The sequence below is a fragment of the [Scytonema hofmanni] UTEX 2349 genome, from assembly GCF_000582685.1.
GTDB classification, from domain to species: domain Bacteria; phylum Cyanobacteriota; class Cyanobacteriia; order Cyanobacteriales; family Nostocaceae; genus Hassallia; species Hassallia hofmanni.
This window is the reverse complement of the sequence record NZ_KK073768.1, coordinates 5,098,399-5,120,807: the sequence shown is the minus strand read 5'-3', so window position 1 is coordinate 5,120,807 and position 22,409 is coordinate 5,098,399. Positions and strand designations below refer to the sequence as shown.

The 22,409-nt window shown below is 40.9% G+C and carries 24 protein-coding genes; 19 read left to right on the top strand and 5 right to left on the bottom strand.

What is annotated here, in order from left to right; genetic code table 11:
* Positions 1–37 precede the first annotated feature (37 nt).
* From TOL9009_RS0128385 to TOL9009_RS0128370, 3 genes are all read left to right on the top strand, one after another.
* A complete protein-coding gene (locus TOL9009_RS0128385) occupies positions 38–1,342 on the top strand; it encodes a lipopolysaccharide biosynthesis protein (protein WP_051503053.1) in 1,305 nt (434 codons plus the stop codon).
* A gap of 333 nt (positions 1,343–1,675) precedes the next feature.
* Positions 1,676–2,467 carry a Uma2 family endonuclease gene (locus TOL9009_RS0128380; protein ID WP_029636669.1) on the top strand — a complete coding sequence of 264 codons (792 nt, stop codon included), beginning with the start codon at positions 1,676–1,678 and terminating at the stop codon, positions 2,465–2,467.
* A gap of 417 nt (positions 2,468–2,884) precedes the next feature.
* Positions 2,885–3,202, top strand: coding sequence for a hypothetical protein (locus TOL9009_RS0128370; protein WP_144238359.1), 318 nt, complete (start codon positions 2,885–2,887; stop codon positions 3,200–3,202).
* Positions 3,203–3,236: 34 nt separating this feature from the next.
* Here TOL9009_RS0128370 and TOL9009_RS0128365 read toward each other — a convergent pair whose 3' ends face one another.
* From TOL9009_RS0128365 to TOL9009_RS0128355, 3 genes are all read right to left on the bottom strand, one after another.
* Positions 3,237–4,028, bottom strand: a complete 792-nt coding sequence (locus TOL9009_RS0128365) for a hypothetical protein (protein WP_029636665.1) — start codon at positions 4,026–4,028, stop codon at positions 3,237–3,239.
* A 59-nt stretch (positions 4,029–4,087) separates the two neighbouring features.
* Positions 4,088–4,459, bottom strand: coding sequence for a transposase (locus TOL9009_RS0128360; RefSeq protein ID WP_029636663.1), 372 nt, complete (start codon positions 4,457–4,459; stop codon positions 4,088–4,090).
* Between the two features lie 447 nt (positions 4,460–4,906).
* On the bottom strand, positions 4,907–5,848 hold the full coding sequence (locus tag TOL9009_RS0128355) for a serine hydrolase (protein ID WP_029636661.1): 942 nt from the start codon (positions 5,846–5,848) through the stop codon (positions 4,907–4,909).
* Positions 5,849–5,857: 9 nt separating this feature from the next.
* On the opposite strand from TOL9009_RS0128355, the gene TOL9009_RS0128350 reads away from it, so the two are divergent.
* From TOL9009_RS0128350 to TOL9009_RS0128275, 16 genes are all read left to right on the top strand, one after another.
* Positions 5,858–6,559: a C40 family peptidase gene (locus tag TOL9009_RS0128350; RefSeq protein WP_029636659.1), complete on the top strand. Its 702-nt coding sequence runs from the start codon at positions 5,858–5,860 to the stop codon at positions 6,557–6,559.
* Positions 6,560–6,573: 14 nt separating this feature from the next.
* Positions 6,574–7,587, top strand: a complete 1,014-nt coding sequence (locus TOL9009_RS0128345) for a glycosyltransferase family 2 protein (protein WP_029636657.1) — start codon at positions 6,574–6,576, stop codon at positions 7,585–7,587.
* A 273-nt stretch (positions 7,588–7,860) separates the two neighbouring features.
* Positions 7,861–8,445: a protoporphyrinogen oxidase HemJ gene (gene hemJ, locus TOL9009_RS0128340; RefSeq protein WP_029636655.1), complete on the top strand. Its 585-nt coding sequence runs from the start codon at positions 7,861–7,863 to the stop codon at positions 8,443–8,445.
* A 245-nt stretch (positions 8,446–8,690) separates the two neighbouring features.
* Entirely contained in the window at positions 8,691–9,782 is a 1,092-nt protein-coding gene (locus tag TOL9009_RS0128335; protein WP_038296662.1) for an alkene reductase, read from the top strand.
* Between the two features lie 346 nt (positions 9,783–10,128).
* The gene (locus tag TOL9009_RS0128330; protein ID WP_029636653.1) at positions 10,129–10,842 is read left to right on the top strand and encodes a rubrerythrin family protein; all 714 of its coding nucleotides are present in this window, start codon (positions 10,129–10,131) and stop codon (positions 10,840–10,842) included.
* Between the two features lie 94 nt (positions 10,843–10,936).
* Positions 10,937–12,127, top strand: coding sequence for an MFS transporter (locus TOL9009_RS0128325; RefSeq protein WP_029636651.1), 1,191 nt, complete (start codon positions 10,937–10,939; stop codon positions 12,125–12,127).
* Between the two features lie 320 nt (positions 12,128–12,447).
* Complete coding sequence (locus TOL9009_RS0128320; protein ID WP_029636649.1) at positions 12,448–13,683, top strand: IS110 family RNA-guided transposase; 1,236 nt, start codon at positions 12,448–12,450, stop codon at positions 13,681–13,683.
* Positions 13,684–14,130: 447 nt separating this feature from the next.
* Complete coding sequence (locus TOL9009_RS0128315; protein ID WP_029636647.1) at positions 14,131–14,526, top strand: VOC family protein; 396 nt, start codon at positions 14,131–14,133, stop codon at positions 14,524–14,526.
* A 218-nt stretch (positions 14,527–14,744) separates the two neighbouring features.
* A complete protein-coding gene (locus tag TOL9009_RS0128310; protein ID WP_029636645.1) occupies positions 14,745–16,409 on the top strand; it encodes an FAD-dependent oxidoreductase in 1,665 nt (554 codons plus the stop codon).
* A gap of 141 nt (positions 16,410–16,550) precedes the next feature.
* Positions 16,551–16,778 carry a type II toxin-antitoxin system Phd/YefM family antitoxin gene (locus TOL9009_RS0128305; protein ID WP_029636643.1) on the top strand — a complete coding sequence of 76 codons (228 nt, stop codon included), beginning with the start codon at positions 16,551–16,553 and terminating at the stop codon, positions 16,776–16,778.
* Positions 16,779–16,842: 64 nt separating this feature from the next.
* A complete protein-coding gene (locus tag TOL9009_RS40765) occupies positions 16,843–17,163 on the top strand; it encodes a type II toxin-antitoxin system VapC family toxin (protein WP_199341429.1) in 321 nt (106 codons plus the stop codon).
* A gap of 73 nt (positions 17,164–17,236) precedes the next feature.
* Positions 17,237–18,628 carry an ATP-binding protein gene (locus tag TOL9009_RS0128295; protein WP_029636641.1) on the top strand — a complete coding sequence of 464 codons (1,392 nt, stop codon included), beginning with the start codon at positions 17,237–17,239 and terminating at the stop codon, positions 18,626–18,628.
* A gap of 84 nt (positions 18,629–18,712) precedes the next feature.
* Positions 18,713–19,249, top strand: a complete 537-nt coding sequence (locus TOL9009_RS0128290) for a GNAT family N-acetyltransferase (protein WP_029636639.1) — start codon at positions 18,713–18,715, stop codon at positions 19,247–19,249.
* 64 nt (positions 19,250–19,313) lie between these two features.
* Complete coding sequence (locus TOL9009_RS0128285) at positions 19,314–20,723, top strand: ATP-binding protein (protein WP_029636637.1); 1,410 nt, start codon at positions 19,314–19,316, stop codon at positions 20,721–20,723.
* Positions 20,720–20,890, top strand: a complete 171-nt coding sequence (locus TOL9009_RS47895; protein WP_186227670.1) for a hypothetical protein — start codon at positions 20,720–20,722, stop codon at positions 20,888–20,890. The genes TOL9009_RS0128285 and TOL9009_RS47895 overlap by 4 nt, the downstream gene beginning before the upstream one ends.
* Positions 20,891–20,916: 26 nt before the next feature.
* A complete protein-coding gene (locus tag TOL9009_RS0128275) occupies positions 20,917–21,504 on the top strand; it encodes a sugar O-acetyltransferase (RefSeq protein ID WP_029636635.1) in 588 nt (195 codons plus the stop codon).
* A 49-nt stretch (positions 21,505–21,553) separates the two neighbouring features.
* Here the strand turns inward: TOL9009_RS0128275 and TOL9009_RS0128270 are convergent, their stop codons facing one another.
* Positions 21,554–21,934, bottom strand: a complete 381-nt coding sequence (locus TOL9009_RS0128270) for a calcium-binding protein (RefSeq protein WP_029636633.1) — start codon at positions 21,932–21,934, stop codon at positions 21,554–21,556.
* Positions 21,935–21,992: 58 nt separating this feature from the next.
* On the bottom strand, positions 21,993–22,169 hold the full coding sequence (locus TOL9009_RS43940; RefSeq protein WP_242055406.1) for a hypothetical protein: 177 nt from the start codon (positions 22,167–22,169) through the stop codon (positions 21,993–21,995).
* Positions 22,170–22,409 lie beyond the last annotated feature (240 nt).

Genomic DNA, 22,409 nt, shown 5'->3' with positions numbered 1-22,409 from the left:
CGAAATAATAATACCCTCTGCCTTCATATATTAGAATATGACATTTATTAATAAGCGGCATCTACAGAAACCGAATTTTCTTGACTCATTAATTAATCGATTCCAAGAAAAATTATCTAGCCAGTTTCTTCGCAATCTTAGTTGGTTAGGTATAACAGAAATTGTCTACAGAGTCTTGCGTTTAGGATTGGTAGTCATCATCGCTCGTTTTTTGACACCTTACGACTACGGTTTAGGAGCAATTGTGATGACAGTTCGCGAGTTTACTTTGACCTTTACCAATGTCGGTATTGGGGCAAAAATTATTCAGGCTGAAGAAAAAGAATTAGAGGTTTTATGTAATTCTGCATACTGGTTAAACTGGATGATTTTTGTCAGTTTATTTTTCATCCAGAGTATTGCCGCTTTTCCTATTTCTTGGTTTTATAAAAATAATCAGATTCTTTTGCCAATTATTGTATCAGGACTTGTTTATTTAATTTGGCCCATCTCGGCTATTCAAAAGACTTTAATTCAAAGAGAAAATCGCTTAAAAATTATCGCTGTGACTGACAGTTTGCAAAACTCGTTTGCGAGTATATTTTCTGCTATATTAGCGGTTGCGGGGATGGGTGTGTGGTCTTTTGTGCTGCCAGCCTTTTTAGTCGCGCCGCTAGAGCTAATCATATACTATTATTTTCACGATTGGCGATCGCACTCTAAATTCACCACCAAGCACTGGGGAGAAATTTTCAGTTTTGGTAAAAACTTGCTCGGTGTTGGTTTACTCAAAACTCTCAGAAATAACTTAGATTATCTCATAGTTGGGCGCTTCATCGGCATTAAAGAACTGGGTATATACTTCTTTGGCTTTAATGCTGGTTTAGGCATTAGCTTAAGTATTATCAACGCCGTTAGTTCAGCAATTTTACCTCATTTATGTGCAGCGCGTTCCGATTGGTTTGAGTTTAAAAAGCGCTACTTTAACAGCCTAAAAACTATTAGCTATATTATTATTCCCTTTGTTCTATTACAAGCTAGCTTGGCTCCTTTTTATGTGCCAATTGTTTTTGGTCAAAAGTGGGTTCCTGCAATTCCAGTTTTGATCATGATTTGTTTATCGGCAATTTCTCGACCTTTTGCAGATGCAGCATCTCAGTTGTTAGTAGCTATTGGCAAACCTAATTTAGATTTGCGGTGGAATATTATATTTACTGGCATATTTGCTGCTGCGTTACTCATAGGAGTTCAAGGGCAAGTTATCGGGGTAGCAACATCGGTTTTATTAATTCATTTGATTTGTTTGCCGATATTTACATTTTGGGTGACAACTTTTGTTTTTCCGAGATTAAATAGGATGTAAAGGTGCTAATCGTAGTTAAACGCAGAGTTTTTGTTATAAATTACGTTATTAAATACAACGAAAATCTGAAGGAAGACTCTGCGTACCCTTCGGGTGACGCTCCTGCGTCGCTAACATCAGTTCGACGGGACGGAAACCGACTCCGCCGACTGATTCACCTTTGCGCTTCCCTTAGCGTACCTTTGCGTTTAAATTAAACTTACCTATGTAACACAGTACTTTACAATGCTTTTGAACAGACAATGACGCAATAGACGTCGGTAAAAAATTGAGGACGCGATCGCTGTTGATTAGGTATCGCCTAAAATAGATATACGAGTGGAGGTAACAGCGATGGTTTCCCAAATTGAATCTTCTGCACCTTCGGAGATTTTATATCCTGAATCTGATGGTCAGCCGATGGCAAATAATACAGAACACTTTGAAATTATCGTCCTGATCAAAGGTAATTTAGATATTCTCTTTGCAGATGATCCAAATGTTTTCATCGCTGGTGATTTGTTCTGGTATCCCATCGAAGGCAACAACAAGATTAAATATGCACCCGATGTGATGGTTGCCCTTAATCGTCCTAAAGGTCGTCGATCTTCTTATAAGCAGTGGGAAGAAGGAAATCAACCGCCTCAAGTAGTATTTGAAATTCTCTCCCCAGTCAACACATCAGTAGAAATGGATCGTAAGTTGCTATTCTACAGTCAATACGGTGTCGAGGAATACTATATATATAACCCAGCAAATAATCAACTACAAGTTTGGTTACGGGGTGAGTATAGTTTAGACTGGATAGATTTTGGTCAAAAATGGGTGAGTCCACGGTTGCAAATTAATTTTGATGTTACCGGTGAACACTGGCAACTTTCATACCCAGATGGTCAGCCTTTTATGACATTTGGAGAATTAATGACGCGATCGCAAGCCGCACAACAACAAGCCGAAGCTGCACAACAACAAGCCGAAGCTGCACAACAACAAGCCGAAGCTGCACAACAACAAGCCGAAGCTGCACAACAACGTCTACAACAAGCAGTACCTCGATTACTTAGTATGGGATTAAACCGAGAACAAGTGGCTGATGCTTTGTCCCTTTCTGTAGAAGATGTAGAAGCGATCGCAATGAATCTCTAGCTTCACTTTCGGCGATCGCATTTGATATATAAACTTTTTGGCGTTGCATATTTGCGGGATGATTTTATTTTCTTTGCTTACTAGAAAACTTCCTTCTTGGCGCTCTTGGCGTCTTCTCCCGAAGGGAGAGGCTAGCGCCAAGGCGGTTCGCACTTCATCCCCTCTTTGTGCAACGCCAGTTTTTTAGTTTAAGAATTAGTTCTTTTTCCCTTTTTATCCATTTAGAATCATCAGCAGGCAGAACAAAACCATATGGTTCTTTTCCTATCTCTTTAGGATAAATCATATAGTCTTTTGCAGAATGCACAGTATCGTCCGCTGTTTCCTAAATCCACAACCCCCACGTTGTCTGTGTCGTTCACCCAGCTTATACATCTGTCCCAGATTAAGGTATAGACATTCTAATAAATGCCAAATATGATTTCAATTGCACACTTTTACTGGGAAAAGCAATCAATGGCTAGTTCTGAGGAATGGTCTGGATTTAAGCTAATACTAAGGCAAGCAGTTGTAATTTTAGGCGCAATTGAAAAAGCTATACCTGGAACTCCATCTAAAAACTTAGTTACGAAAAATAAGATTGCACAAGCTAAGAACAATATTTCAGAAAGCTTGAATACAAAAGATTTTGATCAAGTATCCAGCGAACTTAAATATCAAGAACTTGTTGCCAAATTAAAAGAGGCAGAAATGCCCATAACAGACGAAGAATTAGAGCAAGTACGCAAATTATAAAATTCTGTTAATTTTTTGTTTGCAAGTAGAACCATCATGGTTCTTTTTTTATTCTTTCAATAAGTTTATTAAGGTAGGATTTAATAATTGTTATAGCCTCGTGTTTATATTTTTCTTGAAAAGAAGAGGCAAGTTTTGAATCTTCTGTTAGTAGGTTATCTTTGATTAATTTGAGAGCATTTAAATAATCTTGTTTTTTTGGGTCTTCTTCGCTAGGATGGCTTTGCTTAATTAATTCAGACTCCATTTCTCTATCATATTTAATACTAATCATTAACCAAGCTTGTAGGTATATATAAATATCTTTTCTAAAGATTGTTAGTTCAGAATCTTGCTTCTTTTGTTCATCAGTTAAGTTTTTTTTGTTTAAAACATCCATACAAGCTTTCAAAGAAATTGCTTTTAGTGTTAGCTGATGCTCCTTTTTGGTAAATACATTTACAATGTCTTCACGAATAAGTGCATTTTTTTTGGTTATTTCAAGATCGCTATCATTTTGTAAAAGTGAATAACTTCTTCTTACATTGTTGCTTGTAACCCATGCTTGAAATTCTAAATTTTGTTTCTTAAGATATTCTTCTTGGGTGTTGGCTTTCCATTTCTCAGTAATTCGCTTCTCGGCTGATTCAACTGCTTGGTCAATTGCTCCTCCAACCATTGCATTGACCATATCCCAGGAAAATAATACAAAAAAAGCACTAACAAATAATTCGTTTCCTTGAGGAGGTATTAAACGAGCTATTAGCAAAGCAGTCAAAATGAGAAATAATGCTGTAAAAATAGCCCAGTTTTTGTCTGTTTTTCTGATAATTCTTGAAATAATCATAGATGACACATCCGAAAATATTTAAAGTATTCGAGTTACTACTAATTCTTGACTTTGTATCAATCTAGTGCATTCATAATCTTATGTAGCAATTCTGGCTCATCATTTATAGCTTTCTGGATACGAGCAATCATATACGATGCTGTGTTTTTATTAACTCCAATCTCCTTGGCAAGCTGACGTACACTAATCCTTCTTGATTGGTTTAGCACCAGCCGGATTGCCTGAAACCACTTATATAAATCTACATGAGTTTGGTGAAAAAGTGTACCAACCGTAACGCTAAATGATGTAAAGCAAGTATTGCAGTGATACCGCCGTTCTTTCCTAAGAGCCGCAGCATTTGTTGATTGACAGTAAGGGCATGTTGGTTTCTCGTCCCAACGAATCTTTTCCAGGAAGAGCAGGCATTCCTCATGAGTTGATAACATAAAGCAAAGATTCAGAATGTTGAGCTTAAGGAAAATCAAAAGCTCAAATTGACCTTTGCAGCTTAAACACTGGAATTATGTTGCAAAACAGGAGATGCTTGGGTACTATGGCTGAAAGAAGATTATTGATATAAGACAAAAGCTGCTACACGTCTACGTCGTTTTCAGTTAAGCATTGCGTCGCTTCTAACCGCAGTCAAGCAAGAAGCACAACGCTACCATCAAAACTCAAAAACCCAGCCATCATGACTGGGTTCGAGTTGGGGTATGTCCCCGTGGTTTAGTTATATAAGTTTGTTCTAGTTGCTTCTCTGATAATTACTACAGCAGTGCATTAGGCGATTTCGGACTTGTGCGATCGCAAGATTACCGGCGCTCTGTGCCATCGTGCTTGGGGTACGGAATAAACTTTTTAGTAGGGGCGGCGAGAAGAGCGCCCCTACTAGGTTATCCTAAATTGCTAATAGCTTCTGCAAATTGTTGAGAAACAAAAGGCAAAATTTCCCGGCTTTTTGCGTGTGCTTTGCCTTCTGTAAATACTACTAAAAGATAGGGACGCAAATCTGGTAACTCAATGTAAGCTGCATCATGACGAACTTGACTTGTCCAACCAGCTTTTGACCAAATTTGCGCGTTTTCGGGAAGTCCACCACCTAAAAAGCCTGTAATTTGGTCTTCTTCAATGTCTTTTGGTAAATCTTCTTTGTTGAGACTGCGTTTGAGTAAAGCCATCATTGCTTGCGATCGCCCACTAGACACTGCCACCCCACCAACGATACTATGCAATAATTTAGCAGTGGCGTTTGTTGTTAACATGTTGCGATTCTCTAGCATTTCTCCATAAAATGCCCGTTCCCGTCCATAAGGACCATCACCCCAGGTTTTTTGACAAACGTTAATTGTGTCTAATTCTTCCCATCCCAAAGACTTGAGATAGCGGTTAACGATATTGCGTTGATGCCTCCAAGTTTCAAAAGGTCCTGCCGATAATTCTGGACCCGAAGTGGTTCCACTCAGCATATCTATAACTAAGCTGGTACCATCATTGCTAGAATCAATAATCATATCCCGCATGGCTCTTTCCAATTCCTTGGAAGTCTGAAGCATCTGCTTTTCCAGCCATTCGTTTACCGCTACCATGTAAAACAGCTTGACTACACTTGCAGGATAAATTCGTTCAACACCGCGATAAGTAAAACCACGTAGCGAATGGTTCCAAAAAGCATTGGGAGTTAAAGCACCACCAGTATTTACTAGTACCGGCGGATCGTAGACAATCCAAGTTAGGGCAATTTGGTTACGGGCTAAAGTGGGAAATTGTGCCCAAGTTGCCTCTAAAATGCCTAAGCCGAGATTTTCTAGTTGTTCGTCTTGATTAAAAAAAATCATTGTTGCAGAATGCCCTTTAATCTAAAATCTGACGAGTATCAGTGTCTTGCTGACCTAAACTTATATGATTCTCCTGAATGTACGCGCTTGGCAACTCAAGCCGCAGTAGGGCGACATTTGCGGATAACATCAAATGATAATGATGTAGAGACGCGATTAATCGCGTCTTTACAGGTCTGTTTGTGTGAGGATGATTATCCAGGATGGGTATCGCCGACAGATTTGAGTTTATTACAATCTGCTACTGTACCTTATGAAGCTACTGCTTTTTCTCAATCTCAAATAAAAAAACTGCTAGCTGAGGTAATTGTTTTTACCCAAAAAGCGATGCAACAAGCAAATTATTACCTCTGGGGTGGTACTGTAGCACCAAACTACGATTGTTCAGGGTTGATGCAAGCAGCGTTTGCTTCAGTTGGTGTTTGGATACCTAGAGACGCTTATCAGCAAGAAGAATTCACTCAGCCAATTAGTACAGCAGAACTAGAGGCTGGGGATTTGGTATTTTTTGGCACTCCCCAAAAAGCAACTCATGTCGGACTTTATTTGGCAGATGGTTATTACATCCACAGTTCCGGCAAAGATAAGGGACGAAATGGTATTGCAATTGACTGTTTGACGGAACAGGGAGATGCAGTTAGTCAGTCATATTATCAGCAGCTGCGAGGTGCTGGCAGGGTTGTGAAGAGTTACGAACCGCAAAGACGCTAAGGACGCTAAGGAATATGAGGGGTGGGTTGATTTCGCAAAGCATAACTGAACAAAATGGGGCAATGTCAGCGGTTGTTCCTGATGTTTCGGTTGTGGTGCCGATATATAACGAAGTTGAAAGTATACCGCATTTGCTGGAGGCGATCGCTTCAACTTTAATTGCAAGTGAGTTAAATTATGAAATAATTTGTGTAGATGACGGTTCTACTGATGGAAGTGCGGAGTTTCTCAGAAAAGAAGCGCAAACACGCAGCGATTTAAAAGCAGTTATTTTGCGACGCAATTACGGTCAAACGGCAGCAATGTCAGCCGGATTTAATCATGCTTTAGGTAAAGCAATTGTCACTTTAGATGCTGATTTGCAAAATGACCCAGTAGATATACCGTTGCTGCTGGCAAAGTTGGAAGAAGGTTACGATTTGGTCAGCGGTTGGCGGAAAAACCGTCAAGATGGTGCTTTGAAGCGGTTACTTCCTTCCAAAATTGCCAACTGGTTAATTAGACGAACTACTAGCGTGAATATTCATGATTATGGTTGTTCGTTGAAGGCTTATCGTGCCGAATTGGTCGCAGATATGAATCTTTATGGCGAGCTGCACCGATTTTTACCAGCTTTAGCGTATATTGAAGGAGCAAGAATTACCGAAATTCCGGTACGTCATCACGCCCGTCGCTTTGGTCAGAGTAAGTATGGATTATCCCGTACTTTCCGGGTGTTGATGGATTTGCTAACTATTTTGTTTATGAAAAAGTTCCTCACTCGTCCGATGCACGTTTTCGGGTTGTGGGGCTTGATTTCCATGCTTGCGGGTGGAGCGATCGGTATTTATTTGACTTTTGTCAAATTAGGTTTTCATGAAGATATAGGCGATCGCCCTTTGCTAGTTTTAGCGGTTCTCTTATTCTTAACCGGGGTACAGCTTTTTTGCTTTGGTCTTTTGGCAGAGTTGCTAATGCGTACTTATCACGAATCCCAAGGACGCCCAATCTATCGCGTGCGTGAGGTAGTCACCAAAAGCGTTAAGTAAAGTTACAAATTAATAAAAACTGCAATATTGTACGGTCTGCGTAAAAAGCGCCCTTACAATATTTCAGAATATCATGTCCGACAAATCACATATATTGTAGAGACGTTCCGGCGGAACGTCTCTATGACAGTTGCATGATATGATTTCATTTTTGTGGATTGAATTGCAATACAAGCCAAGAAGCATTTTGACGTAACCTAGTATTTAGTATGACTTAGACCAACTCAAGCTCTTATTGCTTGAGCAGAGTTTTAAATAGGTAGGTTACGATTCATGGCTTATTCATGGTTTAAAGCGTTTCACATTATCGGCATTGTAGTCTGGTTTGCTGGATTATTTTATCTAGTACGCCTTTTTATCTATCACGTCGAAGCCAATCAAGAGCCAGAACCAGCACGCACGATACTGAAAAATCAGTATCAGATTATGGAAAAACGGCTTTACAACATTATCACGACTCCGGGAATGTTGTTAACAGTTGCAATGGCGATCGGTTTATTAACTACTGAACCAGAAATTTTAAAACAGACTTGGTTGCATGTCAAACTAGGATTTGTTACTCTTTTACTCGGCTATCATCATTATTGCAAAAGGCTAATGAAGCAGTTAGCAAAAGATGAGTGTCGCTGGAGTAGTCAACAGTTACGCGCTTTGAATGAAGCACCCAGTTTGATGTTAGTCGTGATTGTATTGCTAGCCGTATTTAAAGGTAGTTTACCTACAGATATTACCGTTTGGGTAATTGTGGCAATGATTATTGCAATGGTAGCCACTATTCAACTTTACGCCAAAAAGCGCAGAGAAGATAAAGAAAAGGAATTAGCGCAAATTTCACAAGTTCCACAGCAACAGAGTTGATGGTTGGTTGTTAGTTGTTAGTTGATATTTGATGGTTGTTACTTGTCTCAAATGACTCTTAGCCACTAATACCAATTATTTGTGAAGTTGCATAGAATTTTACCCCACCCCTTAATCCCCTCCCCGCAAGCTGGGAGGGGACTATATTTTCCCCTCCCAGCTTGCGGGGAGGGTTAGGGTGGGGTTCTTTATTATGCAACTTCATATTAAATTGGTATAACGACTATCCACTAACCACTATAAGCATGACCCCTACCAATCTTTTCACACCCATCCAGCTTGGTGATTACACCCTCCCCAACCGGATTATAATGGCACCGATGACACGTTTGCGGGCAATTGAAACTATCCCCAATTCCTTAATGGCAAATTATTACGCGCAACGAGTAAGTGCAGGGCTAATTGTCACCGAATGTACGATGGTTTCACCCCTCAGCCTGGGATACATGAATTGTCCAGGAATTTACTCAGACGAACAAGTTGCCGGATGGCGATTGATAACAGATGCAGTGCATGAAAAAGGGGGACGAATTTTCCTGCAACTTTGGCATTGTGGGCGAATTTCGCACCCCAGCTTGCTTGATGGAGAATTGCCAGTTGCACCGAGTGCGATCGCTGGTGTTGGCGAACTCCACACGCCAGCAGGTAAAGTATCTTTAGAAACACCCCGCGCTTTAGAAACTGACGAAATAGCCGAAATAGTCGCACAATTTCGTCTCGGTGCAGAAAATGCGAAAGCTGCCGGCTTTGATGGTGTCGAACTCCACGGTGCTTTTGGCTATTTGATAGATCAATTTTTGCAAGATGGTTCTAACCAACGTACAGATGAGTATGGTGGTTCAATTGAAAAGCGATCGCGATTTATGTTAGAAGTAATCCAAGCCGTCGCCAGCGTCTGGGGTGCAAACCGTGTTGGCATCAAGCTTTCACCGAGTAACACCTTCTACGGAATGCATGATTCCAACTCGAAAGAGACATTTACTTACGCCATAAATTCGCTCAACTCCTTCGGACTGGCTTACCTTCACCTGATGGAACCGAATGAAGTCGATTTGAAAAACCGCGACGTGATGAACCCCGTCACACCTTACTACCGCCAAATATATCAAGGCACTTTAATCACCAACGGCGGCTACGATAACTTAAAAGGCGATCGCATTTTAGCTAGTGGCGATGCAGATTTAGTATCTTTTGGCAAATTATTTCTCGCCAATCCTGACTTACCAAAACGCTTTCAACTAAACGCCCAGTTAAACACACCAGATCCAAAGACATTTTACGCTCCAGATGCCAAAGGATATACTGATTACCCATTTTTAGAACTTCAGAACATTTAAATATTTCACAAGTTATCCAATTAGTCAAGCATCATAACTAACAAACCGCAAAATATTTTCCGTCTTATAATTATCCACAGAACAGCTAACAAAACGGATGAGTGAGATATCTTTCGTAGTAGGCACGAAGCGTGCCTTTTTGAACGCTAAAGCGCTCACTACTGCGTAAGTTTTCTCAATTAAGAATTATTCTTAATTATCCGCTTTTCAAGGCTGTTCTCATCAACTATAGCGGCTCTATGTTTGAATAAACTACATCGATTCTCCAGTTTATACAAACTTAGCAATCTGTAATTCATTCAACAGCGACTCGCTATAAATATCACTTTGGAAGGTTGCCAAAATTATGGATCTGTCAAACTTTAGCACTCACCAAAACTTAGAAGCTGCCTTTGGTGGTGAATCGATGGCAAATCGCAAATATTTGTTTTTTGCTGAAGTAGCACGTAAACTTGGGTTTGCAGACTTAGCGAAACTTTTTAGAGAAACAGCAGAACAAGAAACTCAACATGCTTTCTCACATTTTGTTTTGCTGCATCCAGAACTTGTTGTACAAGATCCAACAGCTTTAACTGAAGAACAAAAGCGAGAAATTATGTCTCGTTGTTTATCTTTGGCAATTGAAGGTGAAACCTATGAATACACTACAATGTATCCCGAATTCGCCGCCGCTGCCCAGAAAGATAGAGACAATCCGGCTACAGAAGAATTTCTCAAACAAGCTAAAGAATCTGCCGATCATGCTAATATATTTCACGAAGCCGCCCATCGTTTTGGCTTACTGAAATTCGTAGAAAATTACCATGCCGATCGCTACGCAGAAGCTTTAGAAGTTTTGAATGGAGGAAATGCAGCACCCAAAGCAGCTGGTGACGATGCAAAAACTCGCAAATGGATTTGCAAAGTGTGCAGCATGATTTACGATCCAATTGCTGGCGATCCTGATTCGGGAATTGCACCGGGAACACCTTTTGAACAAATTCCCGATGATTGGCATTGTCCCATCTGCGGTGCGAGCAAAAAAAGTTTTACACTGCTTGAGGAGAAAATTGCTGCTTAATTAGTGCGATAAATTAGGTATTTTATTAAGCACCTTGGCGTGGTATCTCTAAAGATGCCTCGCCAAGTTGCCTATTCGCCTACAAAACAATATCATGAATTCAGAAGAAAATGAGCAATTCCAGCGCCAAAAACCACTTTATCAAGACTCTAACTTTCAAATTATTTGTGCAGTTTCTCTAATGGCAGTTCTCGGAGTAGCTAGCGTAAGTCCGGCTTTTCCCTATTTAGCTGAAGCCTTGAAAGTTAACCCGAAAAATAATGGTTTATTAGTTACAGTATTCACCCTTCCGGCTGTGGTTTTAGGTCCTGTTATTGGTGTCCTTGCCGATAGATTGGGCAGAAAGAAAATTATCGTTCCCTCACTGCTATTATTTGGAATCGCTGGTACAGCCTGCGGTTTTGCCCGTGATTTTAACCTTTTGTTATTTTTGCGTTTCTTGCAAGGAATTGGTGCTGCTTCTTTGCCTTCTTTAAGCGTCACCTTACTTGGTGATTTATATGCAGCAGACAAACGCACTACAGCAATGGGTTACAATGCCAGTGTCAGCAGTATCGGCACAGCAAGTTATCCCGCAATTGGCGGTGCATTAGCTACACTTGGCTGGTTTTATCCCTTTATGCTGCCCATAGTAGCGATTCCTATCAGCCTATTGGTGTTATTTAAATTAAAAAATCCGGAACCGAAAGGAAACCGAAACCTGAAAGACTATTTAATAAATGCTGGCAAAGTTTTGCAAAATCGCCAATTGTTTGGACTTTTCATTGCCAGTGCTGCTAACTTCTTTCTCCTTTACGGAGCTTATGTAATTTATCTACCACAATTAATTAAAAATACATTCAAACAGCCGCCTTGGACAATTGGATTAATACTCTCAAGTGTTTCCGTGGCACTTGCTATCACAGCTTTACAGTTAGGAAAAATATCCAGAAAATATTCCGCAACAACTTTAATTAGAGCATCTTTTGTTTTATATGCTTTAGCTCTATTCATTGTTCCCTTTTTACACAATATCTGGTTATTATTAATCCCAACCACAATTTTTGGCGTTGGTTTGGGTATTGGTTTGCCCAGTACCCAAACACTTTTGGCAGAGTTAGCACCAAGAGAATATCTGGCTACGATTCTATCGGTGAATGGTACATTTTTCGGTATAGGGCAAACCTTCGGACCCCTTTTGATGGGAATAGCCTTTGGTATTGGCGGAATTAATAGCGTGTTTTTTACAGGTGTAGGTTTTGCAATTCTTACCCTGATTGTCTTTAGATATTGCACTTGCTTGTAAGGGAGCAATCCCCTGGTTTATACCGTAAGCAAGATGTTTAATATCAACTTTACTTCAGAAGGCAGTCCTAATGAAAAAAATTTCACCGCCATGCATGAAAATGTGGTAGCTTCCACTTAAGGTTGATACAAACGAGGTTGTCCTTCAGTAGAGCATATTTAGCCTGCAAGGCAGTCGAACCCGGATACTCAGAGGCATCGCCAATTGTCGCTACCGAGCTATATACAGTGTTGGTAAGCACGCAAGTCAGAATCGACCGGAAGAAGTATCCACGTATTAGCCCCCTATCAATTTGATACATTTTTGTGTAGTAAGGTTTTATGCAGGTAGTCTATAAGCATAGTGCAGGGTTGGACGTACACAAAAAGACAGTGGTAGCTTGTGCAATTATCCCAAAGTCTTCGGGAGGATGGCATAAGGAAATACGTACATTCACCACTATGACCAAGGACTTGTTAAAACTTTCTGACTGGTTGACAAGTCACGGTTGCACTCATGTCGCGATGGAAAGTACTGGAGAGTACTGGCGACCTGTATTTAACATCTTGGAAGGTAATTTTGAAGTTATGTTAGTCAATGCCCGCCATATAAAAGCGGTACCAGGACGCAAAACAGACATCAAAGACTCACAATGGATTGCCGAACTACTACAGCATGGGTTGTTACGTCCGAGTTTTATTCCCCCAATCGAACAAAGAGATTTGCGAGACTTAACTCGCCATCGTAGCAATTTTATTCGAGAACGAGTCAATTTGGTGAATCGAGTCCAAAAAGTGCTTGAAGCTGCCAATATAAAACTTGCCTCAGTTGCCAGCGATGTGATGGGTGTATCTGGACGAGCAATGCTAGCTGCGATCGTTGAGGGTAGCGCTAGTCCCGAACTCATGGCCGACTTAGCGAAAGGAACCATGCGAAAAAAGCATGATTTACTGATTCAAGCACTTGACGGTAGAGTTCGCCCTCATCAACGATTTATTCTTGCCCAGTTACTGTGTCAAATTGATAGCATAGACGAAACAATTGAATGTTTCGACCAACAAATTGAAGAATATTGCCGCCCTTTTGAGAAAGCGGTTGAGTTAGTTGACACTATACCAGGTATCGCACGCCGAACTGCGGAGATTATTGTCTCCGAAATTGGCATCGATATGAGCCGTTTCCCCAGCGCCCAACATTTGGCTGCTTGGGCTGGTCTGGCTCCTGGGAATTATGAAAGTGGTGGGAAAACACTTTCAACCAGTACCCGCAAAGGTAATCGTTCCTTACGAACGATTCTGGTTCAAGCTGCTCATGCTCTAGCTCGTACCAAGACTTATCTTGCTGCTCAGTATCGCCTACTTAGCGGGCGAAGGGGTAAAAAACGTGCTGCCGTTGCGGTTGCACACTCTATTTTAACGATCGCCTATCATCTGATATCGCGCCAAGAACCTTATAAAGATTTAGGAGCTGATTATTTTGACAAACAACGACCGGAAAGTGTCAAGAAGCGCTTGGTTAAGCGCTTAGAAAAGCTTGGTTATCAAGTTAATCTTGAGCCTGTTCCAGTTGCAAGTTAAACCCACAATTAATGTTTCAGCTTAGGCTGTCGTCATTGAACGACTTCAGCCACATATCCTTCTTGGTTTTTAGCCAAAGTTTGATTTTCAAGTCAGAAGGCAACCCACCCTTACTCATAGTGGGATTGAAACAAGGACGTTTTATACCGTCCGTGCAAGCCATCTTGAGTATAATTATTTGTTTCAACTGGGCTTTAAACCCACAAAGTAAGTTTTAATTGATACTCCTAACATAAGTGCCTTCTGCCCTCGAACTTCTGCCTTTCTTGTAAATACTGTTTTTATCTGTTTTGCGTAATAGGGTATGGGGCATGGAAAAAATCCTAATTAGAACGCGCATCAAAAATCGAGCATCTTTAATTTCCAATGCCCAATGCCCAACTCTAAAACTACACTGCCAGGAAAAAGTCAAGTTAAATTAACATCAATTAATAAATTTGATTAGCGATGAAAGTAGGATCTGCATACACAAGACTCTTAGTCTCTGACTTGAAAACTTCTTTTGATTTCTACAAAGATGTTATGGGATTTGAAGTAAAAATCGAAAATCTAGAAGATGGATATGCTGAGTTTAAAGTCCAAGACATGAAACTGAGTTTATTTCGGCGACAAGAAATGGCACAGATGATTGCTAATACTGCCAAGCCACCCCATGCCGAATGTCAAGATAATGTAGCCTTAATTTTTACAGTGCATGATGTAGAAGAAGAGTATGAAAAATTAATCCATCAAGGTGTTAAGTTTACCACCGCTCCAATGAACAATCCCTACTACGGAATTAAAACAGCTTATCTAAGAGATCCTGACGGAACTTTAATAGGACTATTTGAATTGTTAGTTTAATTGTTAATTGTTAGTTGTTGGTTGTTAATTGTTAGTTGTTGGTTGTTAGTTGTTAGTTGTTGGTTGTTGGTTGTTGGTTGATAGTTGATGATTAACGGTCAACAGTTATAAACTATCAACTATCCACTATCAACTATCCGCTATCCACTATCAACTATCAACTATCCACCATCAACTATCCACCATCCACTATCCACTATCCCCATTCTTGAGACGCTATGGCTAAACCCGTGATTCTGACGGTTGATGACGATCCAGAAGTTTTGCAAGCTGTGGCACGGGATTTGCGCTACAAATATGGCGATCGCTACCGCATCTTGCGTGCCGAATCAGGTGCCAGTGCCTTAGAAGCATTGGAACAACTAAAACTCCGTAACCAGCCAGTGGCGTTATTTCTTGCCGATCAGCGGATGCCGCACATGTCTGGTGTCGAGTTTTTAGAACAAGCGCTGTCCATGTTCCCAGACGCAAAACGCGCACTACTTACCGCTTATGCAGACACCGATGCCGCTATCCGTGCCATCAACACCACGAGAATCGATTATTACTTGATGAAGCCGTGGGACCCCCCACAAGAACACTTGTATCCCGTACTGAACGATTTGCTTGATGATTGGCAAGCCACATTCCATCCCCCATTTGAAGGGATTCGCGTCATCGGCAACCGCTGGTCTCCCCATTCCCATCAAGCCAAAGACTTTCTTGCCCGAAATCAAATCCCCTATCAGTGGATGGACATCGAATTATCACCAGAAGCACAGCAGCTAGTTGAATGCGCCAAATGTAATAATTTACACCTACCTTTTGTCCTATTTTCCGACGGTTCCAGCTTAATGCAGCCAAGCAACGTGCAAATTGCCGAGAAAATTGGCTTGAAAAACCAAGCAGAAAAACCCTTTTATGACCTAATTATCATTGGTGGTGGTCCCGGTGGTTTAGCGGCTGCCGTGTATGGCGCATCCGAAGGACTACGCACCGTCATGATTGAACGCGAGGCTCCAGGCGGACAAGCCGGCACCAGTTCCCGTATAGAAAATTACCTAGGCTTCCCCGTGGGTTTGAGCGGCGGCGATTTAGCGCGGCGTGCCGTGGCTCAAGCAAGGCGCTTCGGGGTGGAGATTCTCACCCCACAAGAAGTTACGGGAATTCGCGTAGAAGACAGGTATCGTTTTGTGCAGTTGGCAAACGGCAGCGAAATCAGTTGCCACGCCCTCATTTTGGCGCTAGGTGTGGCTTGGCGGCGGCTAAACGTCCCCGGACTCGAAAAACTAACTGGGGCAGGCGTATACTACGGTGCAGCCCAAACAGAAGCGATGAGTTGCCAAGGCGAAGAAGTGTATATTATTGGTGGCGCCAACTCTGCCGGACAAGCAGCGATGTACTTTTCTAAATACGCCGACCATGTAACGATGTTGGTACGTGGCGACTCGTTGACCAAGAGCATGTCTCAATACCTGATTGACCAAATCGCCGAAACACCGAACATCACAGTACAGACGCATTCTAGTGTAATTGAGGCAAAAGGTGAAACTTCTTTAGAAGCGCTGACAATTGTAAATGCGCTGACTGGGGAAACGCAAACAGTGCCGGCGACATCATTATTTATCTTTATTGGCGCACAACCGCGTACCGATTGGTTAGATGGTGTGGTGGAAAAAGGCGATCGCGGCTTTATTTTAACAGGTCCCGATTTACAACTGAATGGACGCCGCCCCAAAGGATGGACACTTGAACGTGATCCTTACTTATTAGAAACCAACATCCCCGGTGTTTTTGCAGTCGGTGATGTGCGTCAAGGTTCAATCAAGCGAGTTGCTTCCAGCGTCGGTGAAGGATCAATTTGCGTTCAATTTGTACATCAATATCTCAGCAATGTAGTGTGATGAAAAGACCTCTCCCCCAGCCCCTCCCCTACTAGGGGAGGGGAGTAATTCTCCCCCTTGGCGATGCTTGGAAGGGGGTTAGGTTTCTACAAAAAATTAACTTTTACGCCACAATGAAATAAAAATAGAGAGAAAAAAGCCATGCAACAAATAACTCTCGCCGAAGCATCTCAACATTTGCCCGAATTAATTGAAGCCGCAATTAATGGTGAAGAAATCGTGATTACAAAAGACGAGCAGCCAGTTGTGAAACTAACTCCTATATCGCCAGTGAAACGTCGTCCCGCCAAAGCTGGTAGTGCTAAAGGTTTAGTCACAATATCAGATGATTTTGACGAGCCTTTAGAAGACTTTAAGGATTATATGTAATGAGGTTGCTGCTGGATCCTCATACATTCATTTGGTTTGTCATTGATAGCCTCGACTCAGCGTTATGGTACGGGGGCTAATTGAAAATGAAAACAACGAGAAGCTACTCAGTACGGCTAGTGTTTGGGAAATGGCAATTAAACAAAGTACTGGCAAACTAAATTTTGGTAAACCTTTTAGGGAATTTATAGAGGAGCAAATTAATATGAACAGCATTGATTTGCTAAATATTAATTTAGACCATATCGATGTGATTGCAAAGCTACCTCTTCATCATCGCGATCCATTTGACAGACTTTTAATCGCACAAGGAATGGTTGAGCAAATACCGATTTTAAGTGCTGATTCGGCTTTTGATGCTTATCCGATTCAGCGGTTATGGTAAGTAGTAAAAAAAAGAAATTTTATGCGATCGCCTGACACAGTTTATCAATTAATTTTGAGAGTATAAAGTTGCCATGCTGCACGATCCTAACCTAAATACACTATTTCCAAAGTTGCCCGATGAAGCATTACAGGAGATGCAGCAATTTGGGAAAGAAATCCAACTTAATCAAGGCGATATTTTATTTAATGAAGGTGAATCAAACTATAAATTTCATGTAGTTTTAGAAGGCGAAATAGAGATTACTAAACACGTTGGTGATGAGACAAGACTGTTAGCTGTACATCGTCGAGGTGAATTTATGGGTGAATTATCGATGTTGACTGGTTCCGCATCAATTGCTAATGCTAAAGCGTTATCATCCAGTCGTGTCCTACAAGTTGATATTGATACTTTTAGACATATGATGACGGAATGTTCGCCTTTAGCTGATGTCATTTTAACCGCAATGGCGGGGCGAACCAAAGATGTAGAAGCACAACTTAGGCAACAAGAAAAGCTAGCAGCATTAGGTAAAATGTCAGCCGGACTGGCACACGAATTAAATAATCCTGCCGCAGCCGGAAGACGCGCAGCAGGGCAATTGCGTGATAATTTTCAAAACTTGCAAAATCTCGCTTTGCATTTAAATTTACTCAATAAAGAACAACTAAATTTTATTATCAATTTTCAATTGCAAGGGACACAACACACAACCAAATTTGACACCCTTACCCAAAGCGATAAAGAAGATGAAGTCACAGACTGGCTAGAAGATCATGACATTAGTAATGCTTGGAAACTTGCCTCTACATTAGTTTCCGCCGGCATTGATGCCCAAAAGTTAGATACTCTCGCCGAAAAAATACCCGAAGACTGTCTTAGTAACGTTTTGATTTGGTTGGAAGCCGCACTCGCAGCAGGTGGACTGATTAACGATATTGAACAAAGTACCAGCCGAATCTCTGAATTAGTGAAAGCAATTAAAGGCTATTCTTACATGGATCAAGCCTCATTGCAAGAGATAGATTTGCATGATGGAATTGAAAATACTTTGCTTATTCTCAATCATCGCTTGAAAAAAGGAGTTATTGTTAATCGTGAATATGATAAGACTCTGCCACGGATTTGTGGTTATGCTAGCGAGCTCAATCAAGTGTGGACAAATCTAATTGACAATGCCATTGATGCGATGGATGGAAAAGGCGATTTAACGATACGTACATACAGAAAAAATAGCTGTCTTGTAGTCGAAATTGCCGATACTGGAATGGGAATACCGCCAGCAATTCAAACTCGGATTTTTGAACCTTTTTTTACGACAAAAGGTGTAGGACAAGGTACAGGTTTAGGTTTAGAAATTGCTTATAGAATTATTGTGAAAAGACACAAAGGTGATATTCACTTTGAATCCAAACCAGGTGACACTCGTTTTCGAGTAAGTTTGCCCATTAATTTAGCTCGTGACTCATGTCAGAAAGAGTAAGAAATTAGGAGTTGAATATTTGGTTAATTTAAAAATTAAATTCACTATACTCAATAGCACACAAAGCTGTATTTAGAACTCGCTATGACTACCCTTTTTCAAACTAATCGCTTGATTATCCGCAATTGGATACCCGAAAAAGATGCCGAATCAGCCTTTGAAATGTATAGCGATCCAGATGTAACGCGCTTTATTGGCAGCATGATCGAGGTAAGTGTAGAATCGCAACGGGCGAGGTTACAAACAATTATTGAGCGCTACACTAAACTCAACAAGGGCACTGGTTTCTGGGCAGTAGTTGAAAAAGAGACTGGACAAATTGTAGGATCTGTCATGCTGAAGCAATTACCCGATACTGAAGGTAACTTAACCGAAGATTATGAGGTTGGTTGGCATTTACGGAAGTCTTCTTGGGGCAAAGGTTATGCGACTGAAGCTGGACAGGCAGCTATTAATTATGGATTTAATATCCTCAAACTGCCTGTAATATATGCTGTGACAGAACCGCAAAATCATGCCTCAATTAGTGTTACCCAAAGGTTGGGTATGGTGCCTATAGGTCGCACAAATAAATATTATGGTGGTATCGAACTGGAACTTTTTAAATTAGTTCCTTCTTAATATTAATTATCCTCAATTTTTCCCCAATTGTATTTAATAACTGTCCCAAATCTCAAATCAGTTTATGCTTGATATCAACACTTTACGCCAAGTACCACTTTTCACAAAGTTACCAGAACAACGTTTGCAATGGCTACTTGAAGAAAGTACAGAAATATGGTTGCAACCTGGTGAAATTCATCGTCAAGAAGGAGATGCAGCAGACCATGTTTTTGTATTGTTAGAAGGTGAAATTAGATTTACACAAAAACATGGAAATCAAGAAGTTTTATTAGTAACATTCAAACCAAAAACCTTGTTTGGTGAAATACCTGTTTTAATGGGTGAAAAAAACTTCTGGGTAACTGGACGCGCAGTAACTCGCAGCCATATTTTAGAATTGCCAAATAAGGTTTTTTGGGAAATGCTTTCTAGTTGCACTTGCGTGATGACAAATATTTTGCAAACGATGGCAACACGACTGCAAACAGTACAGTCCATATCACAACATCGAGAAAAACTAGTATCATTAGGCACTTTAGCCGCCGGATTAGCACACGAGTTGAACAATCCTGCGTCAGCCGGTCGCAGAGCCGCTGGACAATTGCGCCAAACTGTGCAGGTATTGCAACCGCTAACAATTAAACTGAATCAACAGCAGATGAACAGTGCCCAAAAAGCCTTTCTTGCGGAGTTACAAGAAGATGCAATAGAACGGGCAAAAACAGCAGCGAAACTCGACCCCCTGACTCAAAGCGATCGCGAAGATGAAATCACACAATGGCTAGAAGCGTACAACATCAACAATGCTTGGAAACTCGCTCCCACCTTGGTTACAGCCGGAGTTGACATCAACTGGCTTTTGAATGTTCAGCAAAAAGTAGGTGATTTATTGCTGGGTGATGTCCTCACTTGGATAGAAGTAACTTTGCAAGAACTAGATTTGTTAGAAGAAATCGAGCATAGCACTGAGCGTATTTCTACTTTAGTACAGGCAGTCAAAGATTACTCGTACATGGATCAAGCACCCTTACAAGAAATAGATATTCATGAAGGGTTGGAAAGTACCTTAACAATCTTGAATCACAAGCTAAAAGAAGGTGTGGTGATCAAGCGTGAATATGACTGTGATACGCCACGTATTAGCGCTTATGGCAGCGAATTAAATCAAGTTTGGACTAACTTAATTGATAATGCCATTGATGCGATGAACGGGCAAGGTCAAATACAAATTCGCACCGCTTGCGAAAACGACTTTTTGCTAGTAGAAATTGCTGACAATGGTCCAGGAATTCCCCCAGAAATTCAATCGCACATTTTCGAGCCATTTTTCACCACCAAAGGTGTAGGAAAAGGAACCGGCTTAGGTTTACACACCGCTTATCGCGTCGTTGTGGGGCAACATGGAGGTGATATCCGCCTATTTTCTCAACCAGGTAAAACCAAATTTCAGGTTCGTTTGCCGATGAATTTACAGCAAATTTCGGGTATATGAGGTACATACGTAAAACCCAAAACCCGCTCACAGACGTAGCATTGCTACGTCTCTACATGTATTTCATGACAACGCAATCTGCTGTATCTTCATTTGGTGCGATCGCGCTGCTTTGTGCCAAAGCTGCAAAGTTACTGTTTAGGGAATTGCTTAAAATACTAGAGTGAAAGATTTCTTTTTTTAAATTTTGGTGATGGAAAAAACCGAAAAACAGAAAATGCTCGCAGGTGAGTTATATTTTGCCACCGATCCCGAATTAGTTAGCGATAACAAACGTGCATGTCGTCTGTTAAGAATGTACAACTCAACCACAGAAGAACAGCCAGAACAGCGAAGCCAAATTTTGCAAGAATTGTTTGGTAAAATGGGAGAGAAAATTCAAATTGTGCCGCCTTTTCACTGCGATTATGGCAGTAATATTTACATAGGCAACAACTTATATATGAACTATGGCTGTGTAATTTTAGACTGTAATACAGTCCACATTGGCGATAATGTTTTATGCGCTCCTAACGTGCAAATTTACGCGGCTTACCACCCTACAGAACCGGAAATTCGTCTTTCTGGTAGAGAACTTGCTGCCCCAATTAAAATCGGCAATAATGTCTGGATTGGTGGTGGTGCAATTATTTGTCCGGGAGTAACAATAGGTGATAACACTACCATTGGTGCTGGTAGTGTGGTTGTAAAAGATATACCCAAAAATGTCGTAGCAGCGGGTAATCCCTGTCGTATTATTCGGCATTTATCTGAGAATAAGAAGCAGGGGGAGCATTCTTGAGATGAAAAATTAATTCCTTTCCCCCTCCTCAAATTCCCCATTGCCCAATTTAAAATTTGTATCCTCTAGCTAGCCAATAGTGCCAATCAGCGATCGCTTCACTGGTTTCGCTATCAGCATCAATCGCTTCTATTTCCGATAGCTTGGCAGTAAACACATCTTCATCTTTACCACCGACGTAAACCACTTCAATTAACATATCACGCTCGCACTCATCTTCTGGCGCCATTCCCAGGACTTCGACTGTTTTCTCTTCTACAGTGGCTGATTTGCGTGTCTTCTTCTTCCACTTGGCATTAAAGGGAATGTTTAAAGTATCGTCGAGATAGTAATACCAACCCATCGCTCGTTCTTCTTTGTCATGGGCATCGACAACTATCTCCATTCTAATGCGCTCTTCCCGGATTTTGTCTTCTTCCACGCTGGACATAGAACACCTGATCAAAATGGTTGGACTATAGAATATGGTACTAGAGAGCGATCGCTTGTCAATTGACTAACTGCTGTCTCACCCAACTACGGAATGAGCGAATCATCGATATTTCTCCAATATTCAGACTTTCTTCTAAAAATCGAGGAATTTCTGTAATTAAAGGCAAATTTGCAAAAGTCGGTGAAATATCACATTCAACATAAACACCCTCGTGCAGTTGATAAATCTGCATTACAGGTTCGTTTTTCTACTAAGGTATCAAGGAATTGGTTGGAAGATGAGAGGTAAGAGAAGGCGATCGCATCCTACTTCGCTTAAAATTACAATTTCGTTTATGCTACTAATGGTATGACTCAAGGTAGATATGGCTAAAATCTCTATTTGGCTGCCAGATGAACTACTAACTTACAAGAAAGGCAGAAGTTCGAGGGCAGAAGGCACTTATGTTAGGAGTATCAATTAAAACTTACTT